General features: G+C 68.0%; 26 protein-coding genes. 1 reads left to right on the top strand and 25 read right to left on the bottom strand.

The annotated features are described in order from the left end of the window. Positions 1 to 3: 3 nt before the first annotated feature. Positions 4 to 2,298: a HAMP domain-containing protein gene (locus tag ACVW19_RS20315; RefSeq protein ID WP_457464695.1), complete on the bottom strand. Its 2,295-nt coding sequence runs from the start codon at positions 2,296 to 2,298 to the stop codon at positions 4 to 6. A gap of 208 nt (positions 2,299 to 2,506) precedes the next feature. Beyond that, entirely contained in the window at positions 2,507 to 3,682 is a 1,176-nt protein-coding gene (locus tag ACVW19_RS20310; RefSeq protein WP_457460735.1) for a CapA family protein, read from the bottom strand. Between the two features lie 200 nt (positions 3,683 to 3,882). Between ACVW19_RS20310 and ACVW19_RS20305 the strand changes: the two genes are divergently transcribed. Beyond that, the gene (locus ACVW19_RS20305; protein ID WP_457460734.1) at positions 3,883 to 4,695 is read left to right on the top strand and encodes a hypothetical protein; all 813 of its coding nucleotides are present in this window, start codon (positions 3,883 to 3,885) and stop codon (positions 4,693 to 4,695) included. A gap of 72 nt (positions 4,696 to 4,767) precedes the next feature. On the opposite strand, the gene truA is transcribed toward ACVW19_RS20305, so the two are convergent. The 23 genes from truA to rplP all read right to left on the bottom strand — a co-directional run bounded on the left by truA (position 4,768) and on the right by rplP (position 18,050). Then, positions 4,768 to 5,628 carry a tRNA pseudouridine(38-40) synthase TruA gene (truA, locus tag ACVW19_RS20300; protein WP_457460733.1) on the bottom strand — a complete coding sequence of 287 codons (861 nt, stop codon included), beginning with the start codon at positions 5,626 to 5,628 and terminating at the stop codon, positions 4,768 to 4,770. 77 nt (positions 5,629 to 5,705) lie between these two features. Further along, complete coding sequence (rplQ, locus tag ACVW19_RS20295) at positions 5,706 to 6,236, bottom strand: 50S ribosomal protein L17 (protein WP_457460732.1); 531 nt, start codon at positions 6,234 to 6,236, stop codon at positions 5,706 to 5,708. Positions 6,237 to 6,440: 204 nt separating this feature from the next. After that, complete coding sequence (locus ACVW19_RS20290) at positions 6,441 to 7,463, bottom strand: DNA-directed RNA polymerase subunit alpha (protein WP_202275769.1); 1,023 nt, start codon at positions 7,461 to 7,463, stop codon at positions 6,441 to 6,443. A 173-nt stretch (positions 7,464 to 7,636) separates the two neighbouring features. Beyond that, positions 7,637 to 8,041: a 30S ribosomal protein S11 gene (gene rpsK, locus ACVW19_RS20285; protein WP_003948617.1), complete on the bottom strand. Its 405-nt coding sequence runs from the start codon at positions 8,039 to 8,041 to the stop codon at positions 7,637 to 7,639. A gap of 65 nt (positions 8,042 to 8,106) precedes the next feature. After that, positions 8,107 to 8,487, bottom strand: a complete 381-nt coding sequence (gene rpsM / locus ACVW19_RS20280) for a 30S ribosomal protein S13 (protein ID WP_457460731.1) — start codon at positions 8,485 to 8,487, stop codon at positions 8,107 to 8,109. 207 nt (positions 8,488 to 8,694) lie between these two features. After that, complete coding sequence (gene rpmJ / locus ACVW19_RS20275) at positions 8,695 to 8,808, bottom strand: 50S ribosomal protein L36 (protein WP_003974245.1); 114 nt, start codon at positions 8,806 to 8,808, stop codon at positions 8,695 to 8,697. A gap of 64 nt (positions 8,809 to 8,872) precedes the next feature. Then, positions 8,873 to 9,094 (bottom strand): translation initiation factor IF-1, encoded by a 222-nt coding sequence (infA, locus tag ACVW19_RS20270; RefSeq protein ID WP_003948620.1) that lies wholly within the window; start codon positions 9,092 to 9,094, stop codon positions 8,873 to 8,875. Positions 9,095 to 9,469: 375 nt separating this feature from the next. Next, on the bottom strand, positions 9,470 to 10,306 hold the full coding sequence (gene map, locus ACVW19_RS20265) for a type I methionyl aminopeptidase (protein ID WP_457460730.1): 837 nt from the start codon (positions 10,304 to 10,306) through the stop codon (positions 9,470 to 9,472). A gap of 129 nt (positions 10,307 to 10,435) precedes the next feature. Further along, positions 10,436 to 11,089, bottom strand: coding sequence for an adenylate kinase (locus ACVW19_RS20260; protein WP_109381503.1), 654 nt, complete (start codon positions 11,087 to 11,089; stop codon positions 10,436 to 10,438). Further along, positions 11,089 to 12,402, bottom strand: coding sequence for a preprotein translocase subunit SecY (gene secY / locus ACVW19_RS20255; RefSeq protein WP_457460729.1), 1,314 nt, complete (start codon positions 12,400 to 12,402; stop codon positions 11,089 to 11,091). The genes ACVW19_RS20260 and secY overlap by 1 nt, the downstream gene beginning before the upstream one ends. 241 nt (positions 12,403 to 12,643) lie before the next feature. Beyond that, on the bottom strand, positions 12,644 to 13,099 hold the full coding sequence (rplO, locus tag ACVW19_RS20250; RefSeq protein ID WP_023547373.1) for a 50S ribosomal protein L15: 456 nt from the start codon (positions 13,097 to 13,099) through the stop codon (positions 12,644 to 12,646). Between the two features lie 2 nt (positions 13,100 to 13,101). Then, entirely contained in the window at positions 13,102 to 13,284 is a 183-nt protein-coding gene (gene rpmD / locus ACVW19_RS20245; protein ID WP_109381506.1) for a 50S ribosomal protein L30, read from the bottom strand. A gap of 2 nt (positions 13,285 to 13,286) precedes the next feature. After that, positions 13,287 to 13,892 carry a 30S ribosomal protein S5 gene (gene rpsE / locus ACVW19_RS20240; protein ID WP_109381507.1) on the bottom strand — a complete coding sequence of 202 codons (606 nt, stop codon included), beginning with the start codon at positions 13,890 to 13,892 and terminating at the stop codon, positions 13,287 to 13,289. A 39-nt stretch (positions 13,893 to 13,931) separates the two neighbouring features. Next, positions 13,932 to 14,315 (bottom strand): 50S ribosomal protein L18, encoded by a 384-nt coding sequence (gene rplR / locus ACVW19_RS20235; protein WP_109381508.1) that lies wholly within the window; start codon positions 14,313 to 14,315, stop codon positions 13,932 to 13,934. A gap of 3 nt (positions 14,316 to 14,318) precedes the next feature. Beyond that, positions 14,319 to 14,858, bottom strand: coding sequence for a 50S ribosomal protein L6 (rplF, locus tag ACVW19_RS20230; protein WP_457460728.1), 540 nt, complete (start codon positions 14,856 to 14,858; stop codon positions 14,319 to 14,321). A gap of 24 nt (positions 14,859 to 14,882) precedes the next feature. Then, positions 14,883 to 15,281, bottom strand: coding sequence for a 30S ribosomal protein S8 (rpsH, locus tag ACVW19_RS20225; RefSeq protein ID WP_013001411.1), 399 nt, complete (start codon positions 15,279 to 15,281; stop codon positions 14,883 to 14,885). A 239-nt stretch (positions 15,282 to 15,520) separates the two neighbouring features. Beyond that, the gene (locus ACVW19_RS20220) at positions 15,521 to 15,706 is read right to left on the bottom strand and encodes a type Z 30S ribosomal protein S14 (protein ID WP_003948630.1); all 186 of its coding nucleotides are present in this window, start codon (positions 15,704 to 15,706) and stop codon (positions 15,521 to 15,523) included. A gap of 5 nt (positions 15,707 to 15,711) precedes the next feature. Next, on the bottom strand, positions 15,712 to 16,269 hold the full coding sequence (rplE, locus tag ACVW19_RS20215; protein ID WP_406726003.1) for a 50S ribosomal protein L5: 558 nt from the start codon (positions 16,267 to 16,269) through the stop codon (positions 15,712 to 15,714). Next, positions 16,269 to 16,592: a 50S ribosomal protein L24 gene (gene rplX / locus ACVW19_RS20210; protein ID WP_109381511.1), complete on the bottom strand. Its 324-nt coding sequence runs from the start codon at positions 16,590 to 16,592 to the stop codon at positions 16,269 to 16,271. The genes rplE and rplX overlap by 1 nt, the downstream gene beginning before the upstream one ends. Before the next feature lie 2 nt (positions 16,593 to 16,594). Next, positions 16,595 to 16,963 (bottom strand): 50S ribosomal protein L14, encoded by a 369-nt coding sequence (gene rplN / locus ACVW19_RS20205; protein ID WP_003992364.1) that lies wholly within the window; start codon positions 16,961 to 16,963, stop codon positions 16,595 to 16,597. Between the two features lie 156 nt (positions 16,964 to 17,119). Next, positions 17,120 to 17,407 (bottom strand): 30S ribosomal protein S17, encoded by a 288-nt coding sequence (gene rpsQ / locus ACVW19_RS20200; RefSeq protein ID WP_202275757.1) that lies wholly within the window; start codon positions 17,405 to 17,407, stop codon positions 17,120 to 17,122. Beyond that, on the bottom strand, positions 17,407 to 17,631 hold the full coding sequence (gene rpmC, locus ACVW19_RS20195; RefSeq protein WP_003974259.1) for a 50S ribosomal protein L29: 225 nt from the start codon (positions 17,629 to 17,631) through the stop codon (positions 17,407 to 17,409). The genes rpsQ and rpmC overlap by 1 nt, the downstream gene beginning before the upstream one ends. Then, positions 17,631 to 18,050: a 50S ribosomal protein L16 gene (rplP, locus tag ACVW19_RS20190; protein WP_109381513.1), complete on the bottom strand. Its 420-nt coding sequence runs from the start codon at positions 18,048 to 18,050 to the stop codon at positions 17,631 to 17,633. The genes rpmC and rplP overlap by 1 nt, the downstream gene beginning before the upstream one ends.

The raw sequence follows: 18,050 nt of genomic DNA, 5'->3' as shown, positions 1-18,050 counted from the left end.
GGGTCACCTTCCTCCGGCGCCGAGCCGGGGTTCACCGGGTCGGGGCTCGGTCGGCCGGGGTTCGGCGGGGCGGCGGGACTGGTTCTGCCGACGGGCCTGGAGCTGCTGACGGATCAGTTCGAGGCTGCGGACGACCGCTCCCACCTCGTCGTGGTACGTGGGGTAGAGCACCGACTTCAGGTCGCCGTCGGCCAGCTTCTCGGCGCTGGTGGCGAGGGCCCGCAGCGGCCGGGCGACCACCAGGTGCACCCAGCCCAGGCAGACCACGATCGCGGCGAGACCGAGCAGGCCGGCGAGCACACTGCGGTCCTCGCGCTCGTACGCGGTGATCTGGAAGCGGTCGGCGTTCTGCCAGCTGACCACGGTCCAGCCGATGTCGGCGGCCACACCGCCACCGGAGAAGGGAGCCGCGGCGGCGACGGTGACGTTGCCGCCGTCCCGGATGAGCAGCCCGTTCTCGACGGGTCCGGCGCCGACCTGCACGCTGCCCGCCCGGACCAGGTCGGACAGGGCCTCGCGGGGCAGGTCCTCGAAGGCGAGGAAGCCGTTGCTGGCGGCGAGGGTGCGGCCCTTGGAGTCCACCACACGGACCTCACCGAGGCCGGGACGTTTCAGCAGCGAGTTCAGGAACTCGATCCGCACCTCACCCACCAGGGTGACGCCCTTCTCCTCGGGCACGGGGGCGCCGGCCTGGAGCACCGGCTTCTTGCCACCCTCCCCGGACACCCTGACCAGGGGCAGCTTCTTGTCGTCGCTCCAGTCGTGCGGGTCGCCACCGGCGCGGGCGACGACCTCGCCCCTGCCGTCGACGACGTACAGCGCCGCGTACCGGGTGTGCTTGCGCAGGGCGTCCTTGAGCAGGCTCTCGGTGGCGTCCCGGTCGGCCACGTCGACGAGACGGGAGGCGGAGACCAGGTCCGCCTGGGCCTCGTTCAGCGCCCGGCGGACCCGGTCGGACACCAGGTCGGTACGGTCACGCTGGTCGTTGACCATGGTGGCGGGCACGCTGACCGAGTCGTCGGTGCGGTTCAGCAGCAGACCGACCGGCAGACACCACAGGAGCAGCAGCACCGCGGTCACCACGAGCTGCGCCCGGATGCCGAACCGGAGCCGGCCGCCCGGCTTCCCGCCGCCCGCCCCACCGGGGTCACCGGAACCGCCCGGACCGCCGAGCTGGCCCCGGAGCCGTTCCAGGGCGGAGCCGATACGGGCGGCCTCACCGCCGCGGAAGGTGCCGACGGGACGGGTCAGGTCACCCCGGGCAAGCCGGCGGGACTCCAGGAACAGACGCAGCAGCGGACGCTGCACCCGCGCCCACAGCACCGCGGCGGCCAGCAGTCCGAGCACCACCAGGGCACCGGCCGCGATCAGCCCGTACAGTTCCCGGTCCGCCGCGCCGGCGCTCTGCTCGGCGACCACGGGCAGCATGGCCACGACGGTGAGTCCGAGGCCCGCCGCGACGCTGTCCTTCTCCTCGGGGTCGGAGGAGGCCAGGGAGGCGTAGCCGGCGGTGACGACCCGACCGTTGTGGTCGTCGCCCACCAGGTTCCCGCTGACGCCGGGATAGCCGCGGGAACCGGGCTCCTTGGCGATGACGGGGTGCTGCTCCGCCCGCTCGGCCGCTTGGCCGGACAGGGCGGACATCTGCTTCTGGAGGAATTCGAGCTCCGTGCGCTGCTGGTCCGAGTTGAGCGCCTCGGACCGCTCGAAGCCGGCCGTCGCGAGCACCTCGCCGTCCCGTGCCACGACCGCCATGGTGCGGAACGGGCCCAGCGTGATGGGTGGCACGGACAGACTGTTGGAGGCGATCAGCAGCTGCTGCGGGCGGTCCTTCCAGTCGAGGACGGCCATCGTCATCAGCCGGACGTCACCGGTCTCCAGCCGCACCATGCGCGGGACGAGGGCGGTCTCTCCGGTGAGGACCTCCTTGTCCAGCCAGGCGAGCGGGATGCGTTCGCCGCGCGCGGCGAGCACGTCCCCGCTCTCCAGGTCCACCACCGTGGTGCCGGTCCACTTCTGGTACGTCCTGCCCAGGTCGGACAGGACGTCCTCCGGCTCGGCAGGCTTCCCGGCGTTCAGCGCGGTGGCGGTGCGCCGCAGGTCCGTGACCCGCTCGTCGATCGAGGCGCGCAGGGCGATCGCCCCGTCCTCGGCGAAGTGCTGCTGGGAGGAGAGCACCGCCTTGGGTACGACGGGGTCGCCGCCGGGACCGAGCACCTTGGCGGTCAGCCCGGCCAGGGCGAGGATCAGTACGCACAGCACCGCGATCGGCGGGCGGATGCCGCCGAGCAGGGGCATGTCCGCCCGTCTGCGGCTGCGGCGCTGTCTCTGCGCTGAGGACGGCGCGACATGGCTCGATGTCACCGGTGGTCTTCCTTGGTCTTGACGCGAGTGCCGGGCGTACGCCGGCGCACCACTACCGCGGCCGTGCGACGTCGTCACTGTATAGACTGATAAACGCCGACAAGGTTGCACCCCCCGGCGTGAGCTTCGGGTGTGGGTCCTGTCACTTCTTCATCGAGAGCTGCTCCAGGCCGTCGCCGCCGGGGGCGCCCCGGTTGTAGAGGAAGCCCCGGGTCCGGTCGAGCGCCAGCCGGTAGCGGGCGAGCCGCTCCTCGGACAGGTCTCCCGGTTCGTCGAGCATCTGCTGGGCGTCCACCAGCCGGAGGTCCCGCACCGCGCCCTCGGGCACCTCTTCCTCGTCCTCCGCCTCGGGCGGAATGTCCACCAGCGTGGTGCGGTAGCGCGCGGTGACGTCCCAGCCCTCGGTGGTCTCCTGGAACTCGAACCAGCCGATGGCCCCTTCCTCGGTCAGTCCGGTCGGCGAGGAGTGCCGGGCCACATGGTTGCCGAGGCTGTAGGCGACCCAGGTGCCGTTCACCTTCTGGATCGGCTGGACGACGTGGGCGTGGTGGCCGATGACGAGGTCGATCCCGGTGTCCTCGGCGAGACGTTCCGCCAGCCGCAGTTGCGCGACGCTCGGCTCGTTGTAGTGCTCGACACCCCAGTGGATCGAGAGGAGCACCACCTCGGCGCCCTGCTGCCGGGCCCGGGCCTCTTCCTTCTTGATCTCCGCCAGGTCGGTCCCCTTGAACGCCCAGCGCTGCTTCTCGGGAACCGGGTGGACGAACGACTCCCAGGAGTAGGAGAGGTGCGCGACCTTGACGCCTTCGACGTCACGGATGTTGATCCGCTCCGCCTCCTTGGCCGACCGCGCCGATCCGGCGTGTCCGAGGCCCACCTCGTCCATGACGTCCAGCGTGCGCCGCACTCCGTCCAGCCCGTGGTCGAACGTGTGGTTGGAAGCCGTCGAGCAGGTGTCGTAGCCCACGTCCTTCAGCGACGTCAGGACCTGCGGCGGGACCAGGAACTCCGGAGCCCCCTCGAAGGGGCCCTCCGGCTTGCCCACGGTTGTCTCCATGTGGCAGATCGCCAGGTCCGCCTCGCTGATGACAGGCTTCACCCCGGCGAGCAGCGGCCCGAAGTCCAGCCCCTTCTCTCCCTCACCGGTCTCCTTGGCGTCCTTGGCGGCCTGATCGACCAGCTCCGGGTGGATGAGCACGTCACCCGTGGCCGCGACGGTGAAGGAACGTCCCCCCGGCTTGGCCTGCGGCTCCACGGAGCCGTCGGCCGCACCGCATGAGACCAGCAGGCCGGTCAGCGCGATCAGGGTGGCAGCCACCCGAACCTTAGGGAGAGACTTACGCTGTGTCACTCGGTCATGTTCACACGGTCCACACGACCATCGCGCCAATATCCATTACGAGACAGTCACGTTTCTCTCCGGTTTTCGCCCTGCTGCTACTTTTTCTGACATTGATGGGTTGTCAGGCCGACCCGGAGCGGAAATCGGAGGAAACTGTTCCGGCATCCCGGGAACTGGTGGACCTTCGCAGCCGTGTCCTCACCTACACGGAGGCCATCAAGCGCGACGGCCCCTACACGCCCCCCGACGCCGACCAGCGCGACCGGCTCGCCCGCGGCATCGGACGCCTCCTCGACCGGGACGCACGCGCGGCGGACGAGATCCTCGCCCCGATCGGCCTGCGCGTGACCCGCCTCACCGACACCGCGACCGGCCGCCGCTACGACGAGGTCGCGGCCTCGGGCAAGGGCCCGAGCACGGGCTGGGGGCGCCTGTATCTGAACGCGGACTCCACCGTCCGCTGGAACGCCCAGGTACCGCACCCCGTCGCCGACCGGGAGACCGAGACGCTCGGCCTACGGCTGCTGGAGGACAACCCGGGCGGCGCGCTGGTCCTGGCCGGCGCCCACCGCCGGGCGGGCGACGGCGATGTGGCCCACCGCGAGGACAGCGCCTTCCACCTGGTCGTCGTGGAACTGCAGAAGCGCGGGGTGCCCGGCATCCAGCTGCACGGCTTCGCCGAGTCCTCCGCGGACCGCTACGACGCCGTCCTCTCCGGCGGTGCCGCGCAGAGCGCACCCGGCGAGGCCTCCGTCCTGGCCGACCGGCTGGAGGCGGACGGGCTGCGGGTCTGCCGGGGCTGGTCGGCCCGCTGCCCCCTGGAGGGCACCACCAACGTCCAGGGCCGGGCGGCGCGGCAGCACCACGCCACCTTCCTGCACCTGGAACTGGCCCCGGACGGCCGCGGCGACGGCCCCGACGCCGAGGAGGTCGTGGCCGCCCTGTCGGGCCTGCTCACGACCTGGGCGGAGGAAGGAGCAGATCGTTGAACAAGGTGCCGCGCAGGGCGCCGAGCAGGGTGCCCAACGGGGTGCCGAGTGGCGAGACGGGTGCGGCGCGGGTCAGCAGCACCGCACCGTCGCCGGCAGCGACCGCTTGTTGCGGGCCTCCTTGTTGCGGGCGGCCAGGAGGTCGTCGGCCGGGTAACCGACCTCCTCCAGGGTCAGCCCGTGCGGACGGACGACATGCACCGCCGAGTCCCGTACGCCCGCCGCCAGCACCTTGCCCGGCCAGTCGGGCGCGCGGTGCCCGTCGCCGACGAACAGCAGCGCCCCGATCAGCGAGCGCACCATGTTGTGGCAGAAGGCGTCGGCCCGGACCGTCGCCGTGATCACCCCGTCCGCGTCGCGCAGCAGGCTCAGTTCCTGGAGCGTACGGATGGTCGTGGCGCCCTCCCGCCGCTTGCAGTACGCGGCGAAGTCGTGCTCTCCCAGCAAACGCCGGGCGGCCTCGTTCATGGCGTCGACGTCAAGTGGCCAGTCGTGCCACAGCACATGACCGCGCAGCAACGGGTCCACCCCGCCGGGGTGGTCGGTGACGCGGTAGGCGTAGCGCCGCCAGACCGCGGAGAACCGGGCGTTGAAGCCCGCGGGGGCCTCGGTGAGGGACCAGATCCGCACATCGCGCGGGAGCCGTCCGGCGAGCCGCTTGAGCAGCTTCTCCCGGTGCTCCGCCCACAGTTCGACCGGCAGGTCGACATGGGCCACCTGGCCGCGCGCGTGCACTCCGGCGTCGGTCCGGCCGGCCACGGTCAGCTCGTACGTCGTCTCCCCGGACCGCGTGACGGTCCGCAGGGCGTCCTCGATCTCCCCCTGCACGGTCCGCCTGCCCCCGGCCTGCTTGGCCCAGCCGGAGAACTCGGTCCCGTCGTAGGAGAGATCAAGACGGATACGGACGTGTCCGGGCTCTACTTCGTCACTCACGTACAGATCCTCTCAGGCACGCGAAAGCGGGCCCGCCCCCACAAGGGCGGACCCGCTCAACGTGAAGCAGCGCTGCCTCAGGCGTCCTTGGCGCTGTCCTCGGCCGGGGCCTCGGCGGCCTCGTCCTTGGTCAGGTCGGCCTTGGCGTCCTCGGCCGGGGCCTCGACGGCCTCGTCCTTCTTGAGGGCGTCTTCCTTGACCGCGCGCTTGGTCGCGGCCTCGGCCTCACCGGTGGCCTCCTGGGCGACGGTCAGGGCCTCGACCAGCTCGATGACGGCCATGGGCGCGTTGTCGCCACGGCGGTTACCGATCTTGGTGATACGGGTGTAGCCACCGGGACGGTTCTCGTACCGCGGGCCGATCTCGGTGAAGAGCGTGTGGACGATGCTCTTGTCCGTGATCACCTGGAGCACCTGACGGCGGTTGTGAAGGTCGCCCTTCTTCGCCTTGGTGACCAGACGCTCGGCGTACGGACGCAGCCTGCGCGCCTTCGCCTCGGTGGTGGTGATGCGCCCGTGCTCGAAGAGCGACTTCGCGAGGTTCGCGAGCATCAGCTTCTCGTGCGAGGCGCTGCCGCCCATACGGGCACCCTTGGCGGGCTTCGGCATGGTGTATCTCCTAGGTGTCTGCCCCGGCCGTATCAGGTACCGGAGTCAGTATCCGAGCGAACGGTTGTTCGTCGGAGATCCGGGGCGTCCCCGAAGGGGCGCCCCGGAAGGGGCGCGGGGCGGTGTCGACGTGCGACTCCGTCGCGTGGGCGCGACAAGCCACAGCGCACCCGCACCCGAGTACGGACCGTCTGGCCCGAGCCCTCAGTACTGCTCGGTCTCTACGAAGCCGGCATCCGCGTCGTCGTCCGCGCCGAACGCGTCCGCTGCAGCGGTGGGGTCGAATCCGGGCGGGCTGTCTTTGAGCGCAAGGCCCATCCCCGCCAGCTTCGCCTTGACCTCGTCGATCGACTTCGCACCGAAGTTGCGAATGTCGAGGAGGTCCGCCTCGGAGCGCGCGACCAGCTCACCCACGGAGTGGATGCCCTCACGCTTGAGGCAGTTGTACGACCGGACGGTGAGCTCCAGCTCCTCGATCGGCAGCGCCAGATCGGCGGCGAGGGCGGCGTCCGTCGGGGACGGACCCATGTCGATGCCCTCGGCGTCGATGTTCAGCTCGCGGGCCAGACCGAACAGCTCGACCAGGGTCTTACCGGCCGACGCCATGGCGTCACGCGGACGCATGGCCTGCTTGGTCTCGACGTCGACGATCAGCTTGTCGAAGTCGGTGCGCTGCTCGACACGGGTCGCCTCGACCTTGTACGTGACCTTCAGCACGGGGCTGTAGATGGAGTCGACCGGGATACGGCCGATCTCCTGGCCCACCTGCTTGTTCTGCACGGCGGAGACATAGCCGCGACCGCGCTCGACGGTCAGCTCCATCTCCAGCTTGCCCTTGCCGTTGAGCGTGGCGAGGACGAGGTCGGGGTTGTGCACCTCGACACCGGCCGGGGGCGCGATGTCGGCGGCGGTGACCTGACCCGGGCCCTGCTTGCGCAGGTACATCACCACGGGCTCGTCGTGCTCGGAGGACACGACGAGCTGCTTGATGTTGAGGATCAGGTCGGTGACGTCCTCCTTGACGCCCGGCACGGTGGTGAACTCGTGCAGGACGCCGTCGATGCGGATGCTGGTGACAGCGGCACCGGGGATCGACGACAGGAGGGTGCGGCGGAGGGAGTTGCCGAGGGTGTAGCCGAAGCCCGGCTCCAGCGGCTCGATCACGAACCGGGAGCGGAACTCGTCGACGACCTCTTCGGTCAACGAAGGACGCTGAGCGATCAGCATGTGTGGATCAAATCCTTCTCTCGTGGACGCCCGCTATTTGACGCCCGACGGAAACCGCACCCGGTGAAAGGTGCGGGTACTGCAAGGGTACGGGCGGTACGGCCCGAATACGGAGCGTACCGCCCGAAAAAACCACTACGACCGAACCGACGGCTCGGGCGCGACCACGCGACTCAGACGCGGCGGCGCTTCGGCGGACGGCAGCCGTTGTGCGGGGTCGGGGTGACGTCCTGGATGGAGCCGACCTCGAGACCGGTCGCCTGGAGCGAACGGATGGCGGTCTCACGACCGGAACCCGGGCCCTTGACGAACACGTCGACCTTGCGCATGCCGTGCTCCTGCGCGCGACGGGCAGCCGACTCGGCGGCCATCTGCGCGGCGAACGGCGTGGACTTCCGGGAGCCCTTGAAGCCGACGTGGCCGGCGGAGGCCCAGGAGATCACGTTGCCGGTCGGGTCCGTGATGGACACGATCGTGTTGTTGAACGTGCTCTTGATGTGCGCGTGGCCGTGAGCGACGTTCTTCTTTTCCTTGCGGCGCACCTTCTTGGCAGCGCCCTGACGACCCTTGGGGGGCATCTACAAACTCCTACGGGAGGTGGTCGGTCCTACAGCGAAGACCGTGGACAGGTGTCCGCTGCGGACTACTTCTTGCCCGGCTTCTTCTTGCCGGCGATGGCGCGACGCGGGCCCTTGCGGGTACGCGCGTTGGTGCTGGTGCGCTGACCGCGGACGGGCAGACCGCGACGGTGGCGCAGACCCTGGTAGGTACCGATCTCGACCTTGCGGCGGATGTCGGCCTGGATCTCGCGACGGAGGTCACCCTCGGTCTTGAGGTTGTTGTCGACGAACTCGCGGATCGCGACGAGCTGCTCCTCGGAGAGGTCGCGAACGCGGGTGTTCGGGTCGACGCCGACAGCGGCCAGCGTCTGCTGCGAAAGAGTTCGGCCGATGCCGAACACGTAGGTGAGGGCGATCTCCACGCGCTTTTCGCGCGGGATGTCAACACCGGAAACGCGTGCCATTCAATGGCTCCAGTTAGTTGTCGGAGGTCTTCCGCAGAACCGTCCCCCGGCCGCCGTCCTCGCCTGTTGCGGCGATTTGGTACGAACCGGGTCCCCAGCCTCCGAGCCCGGGGGTGTCGAGCCGTGCGGCTCGGGTTCTGCGTATGAACATGTTGCTCGCGTCGCGCGAAGTTCTGCGGGAAAGTCGCAGAGGGTGGATCGTGCGGGTCAGCCCTGGCGCTGCTTGTGGCGCGGGTTGTCGCAGATAACCATGACCCGGCCGTGACGGCGGATCACCCTGCACTTGTCGCAGATCTTCTTGACGCTCGGCTTGACCTTCATGGGATGTGAAGTTCTCCGGGCTCAGTGCCCCCGCACCACAGGGGAGGGGGCAAGATCTACTTGCTCACTTGTACCGGTAGACGATCCGGCCCCGGGTCAGGTCATACGGAGAGAGCTCCACCACGACCCGGTCGTCAGGGAGGATGCGGATGTAGTGCATACGCATCTTGCCGCTGATGTGTGCCAGGACCTGGTGGCCGTTCTGGAGCTCGACCTTGAACATGGCGTTCGGAAGAGACTCGACGACAGTGCCCTCGATCTCGATGGCACCTTGCTTCTTGGCCACGCTTCGCCCTTCGAATCGACTACCTTGATCGACTCCGCTGCGCACCGTGATCACATGCAGGCATGCGGATGCACAAGAGCCGACGAGTCAGTCTACGTCAGGGCACCCCGAAAGACGAATCGAGAAAGTCTGCCCCACCCACGAGATCCTTAACCCGCGGGCTTCGCCGAGCCCCCGGGCCCACACCAGCGGATCGGGCGCCGCCGTGACCCCGTACTCGGCGAGCTTCGCCTTCCCGCCGTCCGGCGCCGTCAGCACCAGCGGCCCCGCTCGCCCCGCCCCGACGCCCCCCTCGCGGGCTCGGCGCCCGGGGCGCCTCACAAGCTTCGAGCGGCTGCGCCGGCCTCCGACCGGCGGTCGCGGCGAAGGCCGCCGTCAGGCGAGCGGGTCCGGCGCCGCCGTGACCCCGTACTCGGCGAGCTTCGCCTTCCCGCCGTCCGGCGCCGTCAGCACCAGCGGCCCCGCCTCCGTCAGCGCGACCGAGTGCTCCCAGTGCGAGGACCAGGTGCCGTCCGTCGTGATGACCGTCCAGTCGTCCTCCAGCACCCGCGTCTTCGCGGTGCCCAGCGAGACCATCGGCTCGATGGCGAGACAGAAGCCCGGGACCAGCTTGGGCCCCTTGCCCCGGCGGCGGTCGACGTAGTTCAGCAGGTGCGGGTCCATGTGCATCTCGGTGCCGATGCCGTGGCCGCCGTAGTCCTCGATGATCCCGTAGCGCCCGCCGCCGGGCTTCGGCTGCCGGCGGATGTAGGTCTCGATGGCGCGGGAGACGTCGACCAGCCGGTTTCCCTGCTTCATGGCCGCGAGGCCGGCCCACATCGACTCCTCGGTCACCCGGGACAGCTCGACCAGCTCCGGCGCGTGCCCCGACCCGACGAAGGCGGTGTAGGCCGCGTCACCGTGCCAGCCGTCGATGACGGCGCCGCAGTCGATGGAGATGATGTCCCCGTCCTTGAGGACGACCTCGTCGGAGGGGATGCCGTGGACGACGACCTCGTTGACGGAGGTGCAGATCGTCGCGGGGAAACCGCCGTAGCCGAGGAAGTTCGGCTTGGCGTTGTGCTCGGCGAGCACCTTGCGGGCGACCTGGTCCAGATCCCTCGTCGTGGCCCCGGGCACGGCCGCCTCACGCGTGGCCGCGTGGATGGCGGCGACCACCAGCCCCGCCTCACGCATCTTGGCGATCTGCTCGGGGGTCTTGATCTGCACCATGGGGGCTACGGCCTTTCTGGACCGGAGAGATTACGGACACCGTCAACGATACGGGTGAGGCCGTCCGCCCCTCCCCCGCGCACACGTCGGCCGCGGCCCCCGCAGGGAACCGCGGCCGGACGCGCACCGTCACTGATCGCGGTTGAGCGCCTCCAGCGCACGCCCGGTGACCTCGTCGACCGGACCCAGCGCCGAGATCGTCACCACGAGGCCCTGGGCCCGGTAGTAGTCGATGATCGGCTCGGTCTGCGTGTGGTAGACCTCCAGCCGGGTGCGCACCGTCTCCTCGGCGTCGTCGTCGCGCTGGTACAGCTCGCCGCCGCAGACGTCGCAGACGCCCTCCTGCTTCGGCTTGCTGTACGTCACGTGGAAGACGTGGCTGGAGTCCTTGCGGCAGATCCGCCGCCCGGCGATCCGCTTGACCACCTCGGCCTCGGGGGCCTCCAGGTCGAGCACCGCGTCCAGCGTGATGCCCTCGGACTCCAGCAGCTCGTCGAGCGACTCCGCCTGGGAGACGTTCCTCGGGAACCCGTCCAGCAGGAAGCCGGCCTCGGCGTCCGGCTGCTCCATACGGTCCTTCGCCATGGCGATGGTGACCTCGTCCGGTACGAGGTTGCCCGCGTCCATGTACGACTTCGCGAGCTTGCCCAGCTCGGTCTGCCGACTGATATTGGCGCGGAACAGGTCGCCCGTGGAGATGTGGGGGATGCTCAGCTTCTCGGCAAGGCGGGTGGCCTGGGTGCCTTTGCCAGCACCGGGCGGCCCGACTAGGACGATTCGCATCAGCGGAGGAACCCTTCGTAATTGCGCTGCTGGAGCTGGCTCTCGATCTGCCTCACCGTCTCGAGACCGACACCCACGATGATCAGGATGCTGGTCCCGCCGAACGGGAAGTTCTGGTTTGCCCCGAAACCGGCCAACGCCATCGTCGGCACGAGAGAGATCAGACCCAAGTACAGCGAACCCGGCCAGGTGATCCGGTTGAGTACGTAGCTGAGGTACTCAGCGGTCGGTCGGCCAGCCCGGATGCCCGGGATGAAGCCACCATACTTCTTCATGTTGTCGGCGACTTCTTCGGGGTTGAAGGTAATCGCCACATAGAAGAACGCGAAGAACACGATCAAGAAGAAGTAAAGAATGATGTGCGGCGTGGCCCCGGTGTCGGCGAGGTTCTTCGTGACCCAGGTCGCCCAGCCCGCGGTGGAGCTGGAGAACTGGACGATCAGCGCCGGGATGTAGAGCAGCGACGAGGCGAAGATGACGGGGATGACGCCCGCCTGGTTCACCTTGAGGGGAATGTAGGTGGACGTACCGCCGTAGGAACGGCGGCCGATCATGCGCTTCGCGTACTGCACGGGAATCCGGCGCTGGGCCTGCTCGACGAAGACGACCAGACCGACCATGACCAGGCCGACGAGCATGACCGTGCCGAACTCGATCCAGCCGTCCGCCAGGTCGCCCTGCTCCTTGATGGCCCACAGGGCGGAGGGGAAGGTCGCGGCGATCGAGATGAACATCAGGATCGACATGCCGTTGCCGATGCCGCGGTCGGTGATGAGCTCACCGAGCCACATCACGACGGCCGTACCGGCGGTCATGGTGATGACCATGGTGATGGTCACGAACATGGACTGGTCGGGGACGATCTGGTTCGCCACCGGGCAGCCCTGGAAGAGGGCGCCGCTGCGGGCGGTGGCCACCAGGCCGGTGCCCTGCAGGACGGCCAGCGCCACCGTCAGGTAACGCGTGTACTGCGTGATCTTGGCGGTACCGGCCTGGCCCTCCTTCTTCAGGGCTTCCAGGCGCGGGATCACCACGGTCAGCAGCTGCAGAATGATGCTCGCCGTGATGTAGGGCATGATGCCCAGCGCGAAGATCGTGATCTGCAGCAGCGCGCCGCCGCTGAACATGTTGACCAAACCGAAGATGCCTTGGTTTGCCTGGGCCGCGTCGATACAGGTCTGCACGTTGCGGTAGTCGACGCCAGGGATCGGGATGTTCGTACCGATCCGGTACACCACGATGATGCCGAGTGTGAACAGCAGTTTCTTGCGCAGGTCGGGCGTCTTGAACGCCCGGGCGAACGCGGTGAGCACGGTGCCTCCTGCGACCCCCGCGCAACCGCGTCAAGGGTGATGGTCGTGAGATTCCGATGAGGGACGAATACGTAACGGACAACTTCCCTCCGGAGTGCCCGAGTGGGGCGCCCGGGGAAAGTGGGCAGTGCAGGCCACCTTACCGGCGAGACCACCGCCCTTGGAACGACCGACCGGGGATACCCCATATGTGGGGTATCCCCGGTCGGGATCGCTCAAGTCATCGGCACGCCTGAGTGGTTCAGACGAGCTCGGTGACGGTACCGCCGGCGGCGGTGATCTTCTCCTTGGCGGAGCCGGAGACGGCGTCGACCGTCACCTGCAGCGCCACGGAGATCTCGCCCTGGCCGAGGACCTTGACGAGGCTGTTCTTGCGAACGGCCCCCTTGGCCACCAGACCCTCGACGGTGACCTCGCCACCCTCGGGGTAGAGCGCGGCCAGCTTGTCGAGGTTCACGACCTGGAACTCGGTCTTGAACGGGTTCTTGAAGCCCTTCAGCTTCGGGAGACGCATGTGGAGCGGCATCTGGCCACCCTCGAAGCGCTCCGGAACCTGGTAACGGGCCTTGGTGCCCTTCGTACCACGACCGGCCGTCTTACCCTTGGACGCCTCACCACGACCCACACGGGTCTTGGCGGTCTTGGCGCCCGGGGCGGGACGGAGGTTGTGGATCTTGAGCGGGTTCTGCTCCGCCATGATCAGTCGACCTCCTCGACCGTCACGAGGTGGCGGACGGTGTGCACCATTCCGCGGAACTCGGGGCGGTCCTCCTTGACGACCACGTCGTTGACCTTCTTCAGGCCAAGCGAACGCAGGGTGTCACGGTGATTCTGCTTGCTGCCGATGTAGGACTTGACCTGCGTAATCCTGAGCTGCGCCATGATTACGCACCCGCCCCGGCACGCGCACGGAGGAGAGCCGCGGGGGCGACGTCCTCGAGCGGCAGACCACGGCGGGCCGCGACCTCCTCGGGACGCTGCAGGCCCTTGAGGGCCTCCACGGTCGCGTGCACGATGTTGATCTGGTTGTGGGAGCCGAGCGACTTCGACAGCACGTCGTGGATACCGGCGCACTCGAGCACGGCACGCACCGGACCACCGGCGATCACACCGGTACCCGGGGAAGCCGGCTTGAGCAGCACGACACCGGCGGCCTTCTCACCCTGGATCGGGTGCGGGATGGTGCCCTGGATGCGGGGAACCTTGAAGAAGTGCTTCTTGGCCTCCTCAACGCCCTTGGCGATGGCGGCCGGCACCTCCTTGGCCTTGCCGTATCCGACACCCACGGTGCCGTCACCGTCGCCCACCACGACCAGCGCGGTGAAGCTGAAGCGACGACCACCCTTCACTACCTTGGCGACACGGTTGATCGCGACGACGCGCTCAACGTATGCGGTCTTGTCGGCGGCAGCTGCGCCGCCGTCACGGCCCTTCCGGTCCCGCCGCTCGCCGCCACCGGCACCGCCACCGCGGCGCTGGGGTCCAGCCATTGGAATTACCTCTCTCTGTTTCCGCTAGCTACGGCAGGCTCAGAACTTGAGCCCGGCTTCGCGGGCGGCGTCCGCCAGGGCGGCGATGCGCCCCGCGTACTGGTTGCCACCACGGTCGAACACCACGGCCTCGACACCCGCGGCCTTGGCACGCTCGGCGACCAGGGCCCCGACCTGCTTGGCCTGTGCGGACTTGTCGGCCTCGCCGCCGCGGATCGACGCGTCCAGGGTGGACGCCGACGCCACGGTGTGGCCCTTCAGGTCGTCGATCACCTGCGCCACGATGTGACGGTTGGAGCGGGTCACGACCAGGCGAGGACGCTCGGCGGTACCGGCGACCTTCTTGCGGATCCGAAGGTGACGACGCTTGATCGCGGCACGCTTGTAGGCGTCGCCCTTGAGGATCTTCTGCCCGTATGCCATGGCTTACTTACCCGCCTTTCCGACCTTGCGCCGGATGACTTCGCCCTCGTACTTGACGCCCTTGGCCTTGTACGGGTCGGGCTTGCGCAGCTTGCGGATGTTCGCCGCAACCTCGCCGACCTTCTGCTTGTCGATGCCCTCGACCGAGAAACGGGTCGCGGACTCCACCTTGAAGGTGATGCCCTCGGGGGCCTCGACCAGGATCGGGTGGCTGTAGCCGAGGGAGAACTCCAGGTTCGAACCCTTGGCGAGCACGCGGTAACCGACACCGCTGATCTCGAGCTTCTTCACGTAACCCTGGGTCACGCCGGTGATCATGTTCGCCACCAGCGTGCGGGACAGGCCGTGCAGGGCCTTGTTCTGACGCTCGTCGTTGGGGCGGGTGACGCTGAGCACGCCGTCCTCACCCTTGGCGACCTCGATCGGCGCCGCCACGGTGTGGGTCAGCGAGCCCTTCGGGCCCTTGACCGCGACCGTACGGCCGTCGATGGTGACGTCCACGCCGGCGGGAACCGCGATGGGGAGCTTGCCGATGCGCGACATAGCTGTTTCCTCCGTTCCCTTCCGCTACCAGACGTAGGCGAGGACTTCCCCACCCACGCCCTTCTTGCCGGCCTGCTTGTCGGTGAGGAGCCCGTGCGACGTGGAGATGATCGCCACGCCGAGGCCGCCCAGCACCTTCGGCAGGGAGGTGGACTTCGCGTACACCCGGAGACCGGGCTTGGAGATCCGCTTGATGCCCGCGATGGAGCGCTCACGGTTGGGGCCGAACTTCAGCTCCAGGACGAGGTTCTTGCCGACCTCGGCGTCCTCGACCTTCCAGCCCGTGATGAAGCCCTCCTGCTGGAGGATCTCCGCGATGTGAGACTTGATCTTGGACGCCGGCATCGTCACGGAATCGTGGTACGCCGAGTTCGCGTTCCGCAGACGCGTCAGCATGTCTGCGATCGGATCAGTCATGGTCATGAATTGGCCTTCGGCCTCTCTCGCCGGGGTTTCCTGGTGCGCCATCCCTCTCCCCGATCCGAGACGGGACGGGTGCGGCGCGGTGGACCTACGGCGTAGTAAGCAAACATGAGCGGGTTGTCGCCCGCGTGCTTCGGGGCACGGCAGGTGCCCAACCCCACAAGCCTAAGCCATGTGGAGCGGGCCTCCCGCCGATTCCCGTTGCTTACCGAGAGCCCTGGGAGTCCGGAACTACCGGATTACCAGGAACTCTTGGTCACGCCCGGCAGCTCGCCACGGTGAGCCATCTCACGAAGGCACACGCGGCACAGGCCGAACTTGCGGTACACGGAGTGCGGACGACCGCAGCGCTGGCAGCGGGTGTAGCCGCGCACTCCGAACTTGGGCTTGCGAGCAGCCTTCGCGATGAGAGCCTTCTTCGCCATCTCGCTCACGCCTCCTTGAACGGGAAGCCGAGGTGACGGAGAAGGGCACGGCCCTCTGCGTCGTTGGTCGCCGTGGTGACCACGGTGATGTCCATACCCCGGACACGGTCGATCTTGTCCTGGTCGATCTCGTGGAACATGACCTGCTCGGTGAGACCGAAGGTGTAGTTGCCACGGCCGTCGAACTGCTTGGGGGACAGACCGCGGAAGTCGCGGATGCGCGGCAGCGCGAGCGACAGGGTGCGGTCCAGGAACTCCCACATGCGGTCGCCACGGAGCGTGACGTGGGCACCGATCGGCTGACCCTCACGCAGCTTGAACTGCGCGATGGACTTGCGGGCCTTGGTGACGGCCGGCTTCTGACCGGTGATCGTGGTGAGGTCGCGCACGGCGCCCTCGATCAGCTTGGAGTCGCGGGCGGCGTCGCCCACACCCATGTTGACCACGATCTTGACGAGGCCGGGAACCTGCATGACGTTCTCGTAGGAGAACTCCTCACGCAGCTTGCCCGCGATCTCCTCGCGGTACTTCGTCTTCAGACGCGGAGTGGTGGTGGTCGTCATCAGATGTCCTCACCCGTCCGCTTGGCAACGCGGATCTTGTTGCCTTCGTCGTCGAAGCGGTAGCCGACGCGGGTCACGACCTTCTTGCCGTCCTTCTCCACGACGAGCTGAACGTTGCTCACGTGGACGGGGGCTTCGGTGGTCACGATCCCGCCGGCCTGCGAACCGCCGGCGGTCGGGGCGGCCTTGGTGTGCTTCTTGACCCGGTTGACGCCCTCGACCAGGACGCGCTCCTCGCGCGGGTAAGCGGCAATGACCTTGCCCTGCTTGCCCTTGTCCTTGCCGGTGACGACCTGGACCAGGTCACCCTTCTTGATCTTCATGCTCACAGCACCTCCGGCGCGAGGGAGATGATCTTCATGAACTTCTTCTCGCGCAGCTCTCGGCCGACCGGGCCGAAGATACGGGTGCCACGGGGGTCGCCGTCGTTCTTCAGAATGACGGCGGCGTTCTCGTCGAAGCGGATGTACGAGCCGTCCGGACGGCGGCGCTCCTTGACGGTGCGAACGATGACCGCCTTGATGACGTCACCCTTCTTCACGTTGCCACCGGGGATCGCGTCCTTGACGGTGGCGACGATGACGTCGCCGATGCCCGCGTAGCGGCGACCGGAGCCACCGAGCACACGGATGCAAAGGATTTCCTTCGCCCCCGTGTTGTCGGCGACACGCAGTCGCGACTCCTGCTGGATCACGTCTATCTCCTGAATGTCTGCCGGTTCCCCAACGGGGCTGACGCGCTCTCAGTCGAACTCAGTCAAGCGCGGTAGCCCCGTTGGAGCCTGGCGGAACTGTCCTGCGAGGGGTGCCCCGCAGGAACGTACTTTTTGGAATTCCCTTGCGGGAATTACCTACTTGGCCTTCTCGAGGATCTCGACGATGCGCCAGTGCTTCGTCGCGGACAGCGGCCGGGTCTCCATCAGGAGGACGCGGTCGCCGACGCCGGCAGCGTTCTGCTCGTCGTGGGCCTTGAGCTTGCTCGTGCTGCGGATGACCTTGCCGTACAGCGCGTGCTTCTTGCGGTCCTCGACGGCGACGACGACGGTCTTGTCCATCTTGTCGCTGACGACGATGCCTTCACGGCTCTTGCGGAAGCCGCGAGCCTCAGTGTTCGTCTCAGTCACGTTGTTCTCGCTCATCAGGCGCTCTCCACCGTTTCGATGCCCAGCTCACGCTCGCGCATCAAGGTGTAGATCCGCGCGATGTCCTTGCGGACCGCCTTGAGACGGCCGTGGTTCTCGAGCTGTCCGGTCGCCGCCTGGAAACGGAGGTTGAACAGCTCTTCCTTGGCCTCGCGGAGCTTCGCCAGAAGCTCCTCGTTGCCCAGCTCGCGCAGCTCGGACGCCTTGGTACCGGCCGACATCACGCTTCACCTGCCTCGCGCTTGACGATCCGGCACTTCATCGGCAGCTTGTGGGCCGCACGGGTCAGCGCCTCACGGGCGATCTTCTCGTTGGGGTACGACAGCTCGAACATGACGCGTCCGGGCTTGACGTTGGCGATCCACCACTCCGGAGAACCCTTACCGGAACCCATGCGGGTCTCGGCCGGCTTCTTCGTCAGCGGGCGGTCCGGGTAGATGTTGATCCAGACCTTGCCACCACGCTTGATGTGGCGGGTCATGGCGATACGAGCCGCCTCGATCTGGCGGTTCGTCACATACGCCGGGGTCAGCGCCTGGATGCCGTACTCGCCGAACGCTACCTGCGTTCCGCCCTTGGACATGCCGCTGCGACTGGGGTGGTGCTGCTTGCGGTGCTTGACCCTACGGGGGATCAGCAT

It is taken from the genome of Streptomyces sp. TE5632, assembly GCF_054061295.1.
Note: the sequence above shows the minus strand (reverse complement) of the source record. Positions and strands in the feature narration are given on the sequence as shown.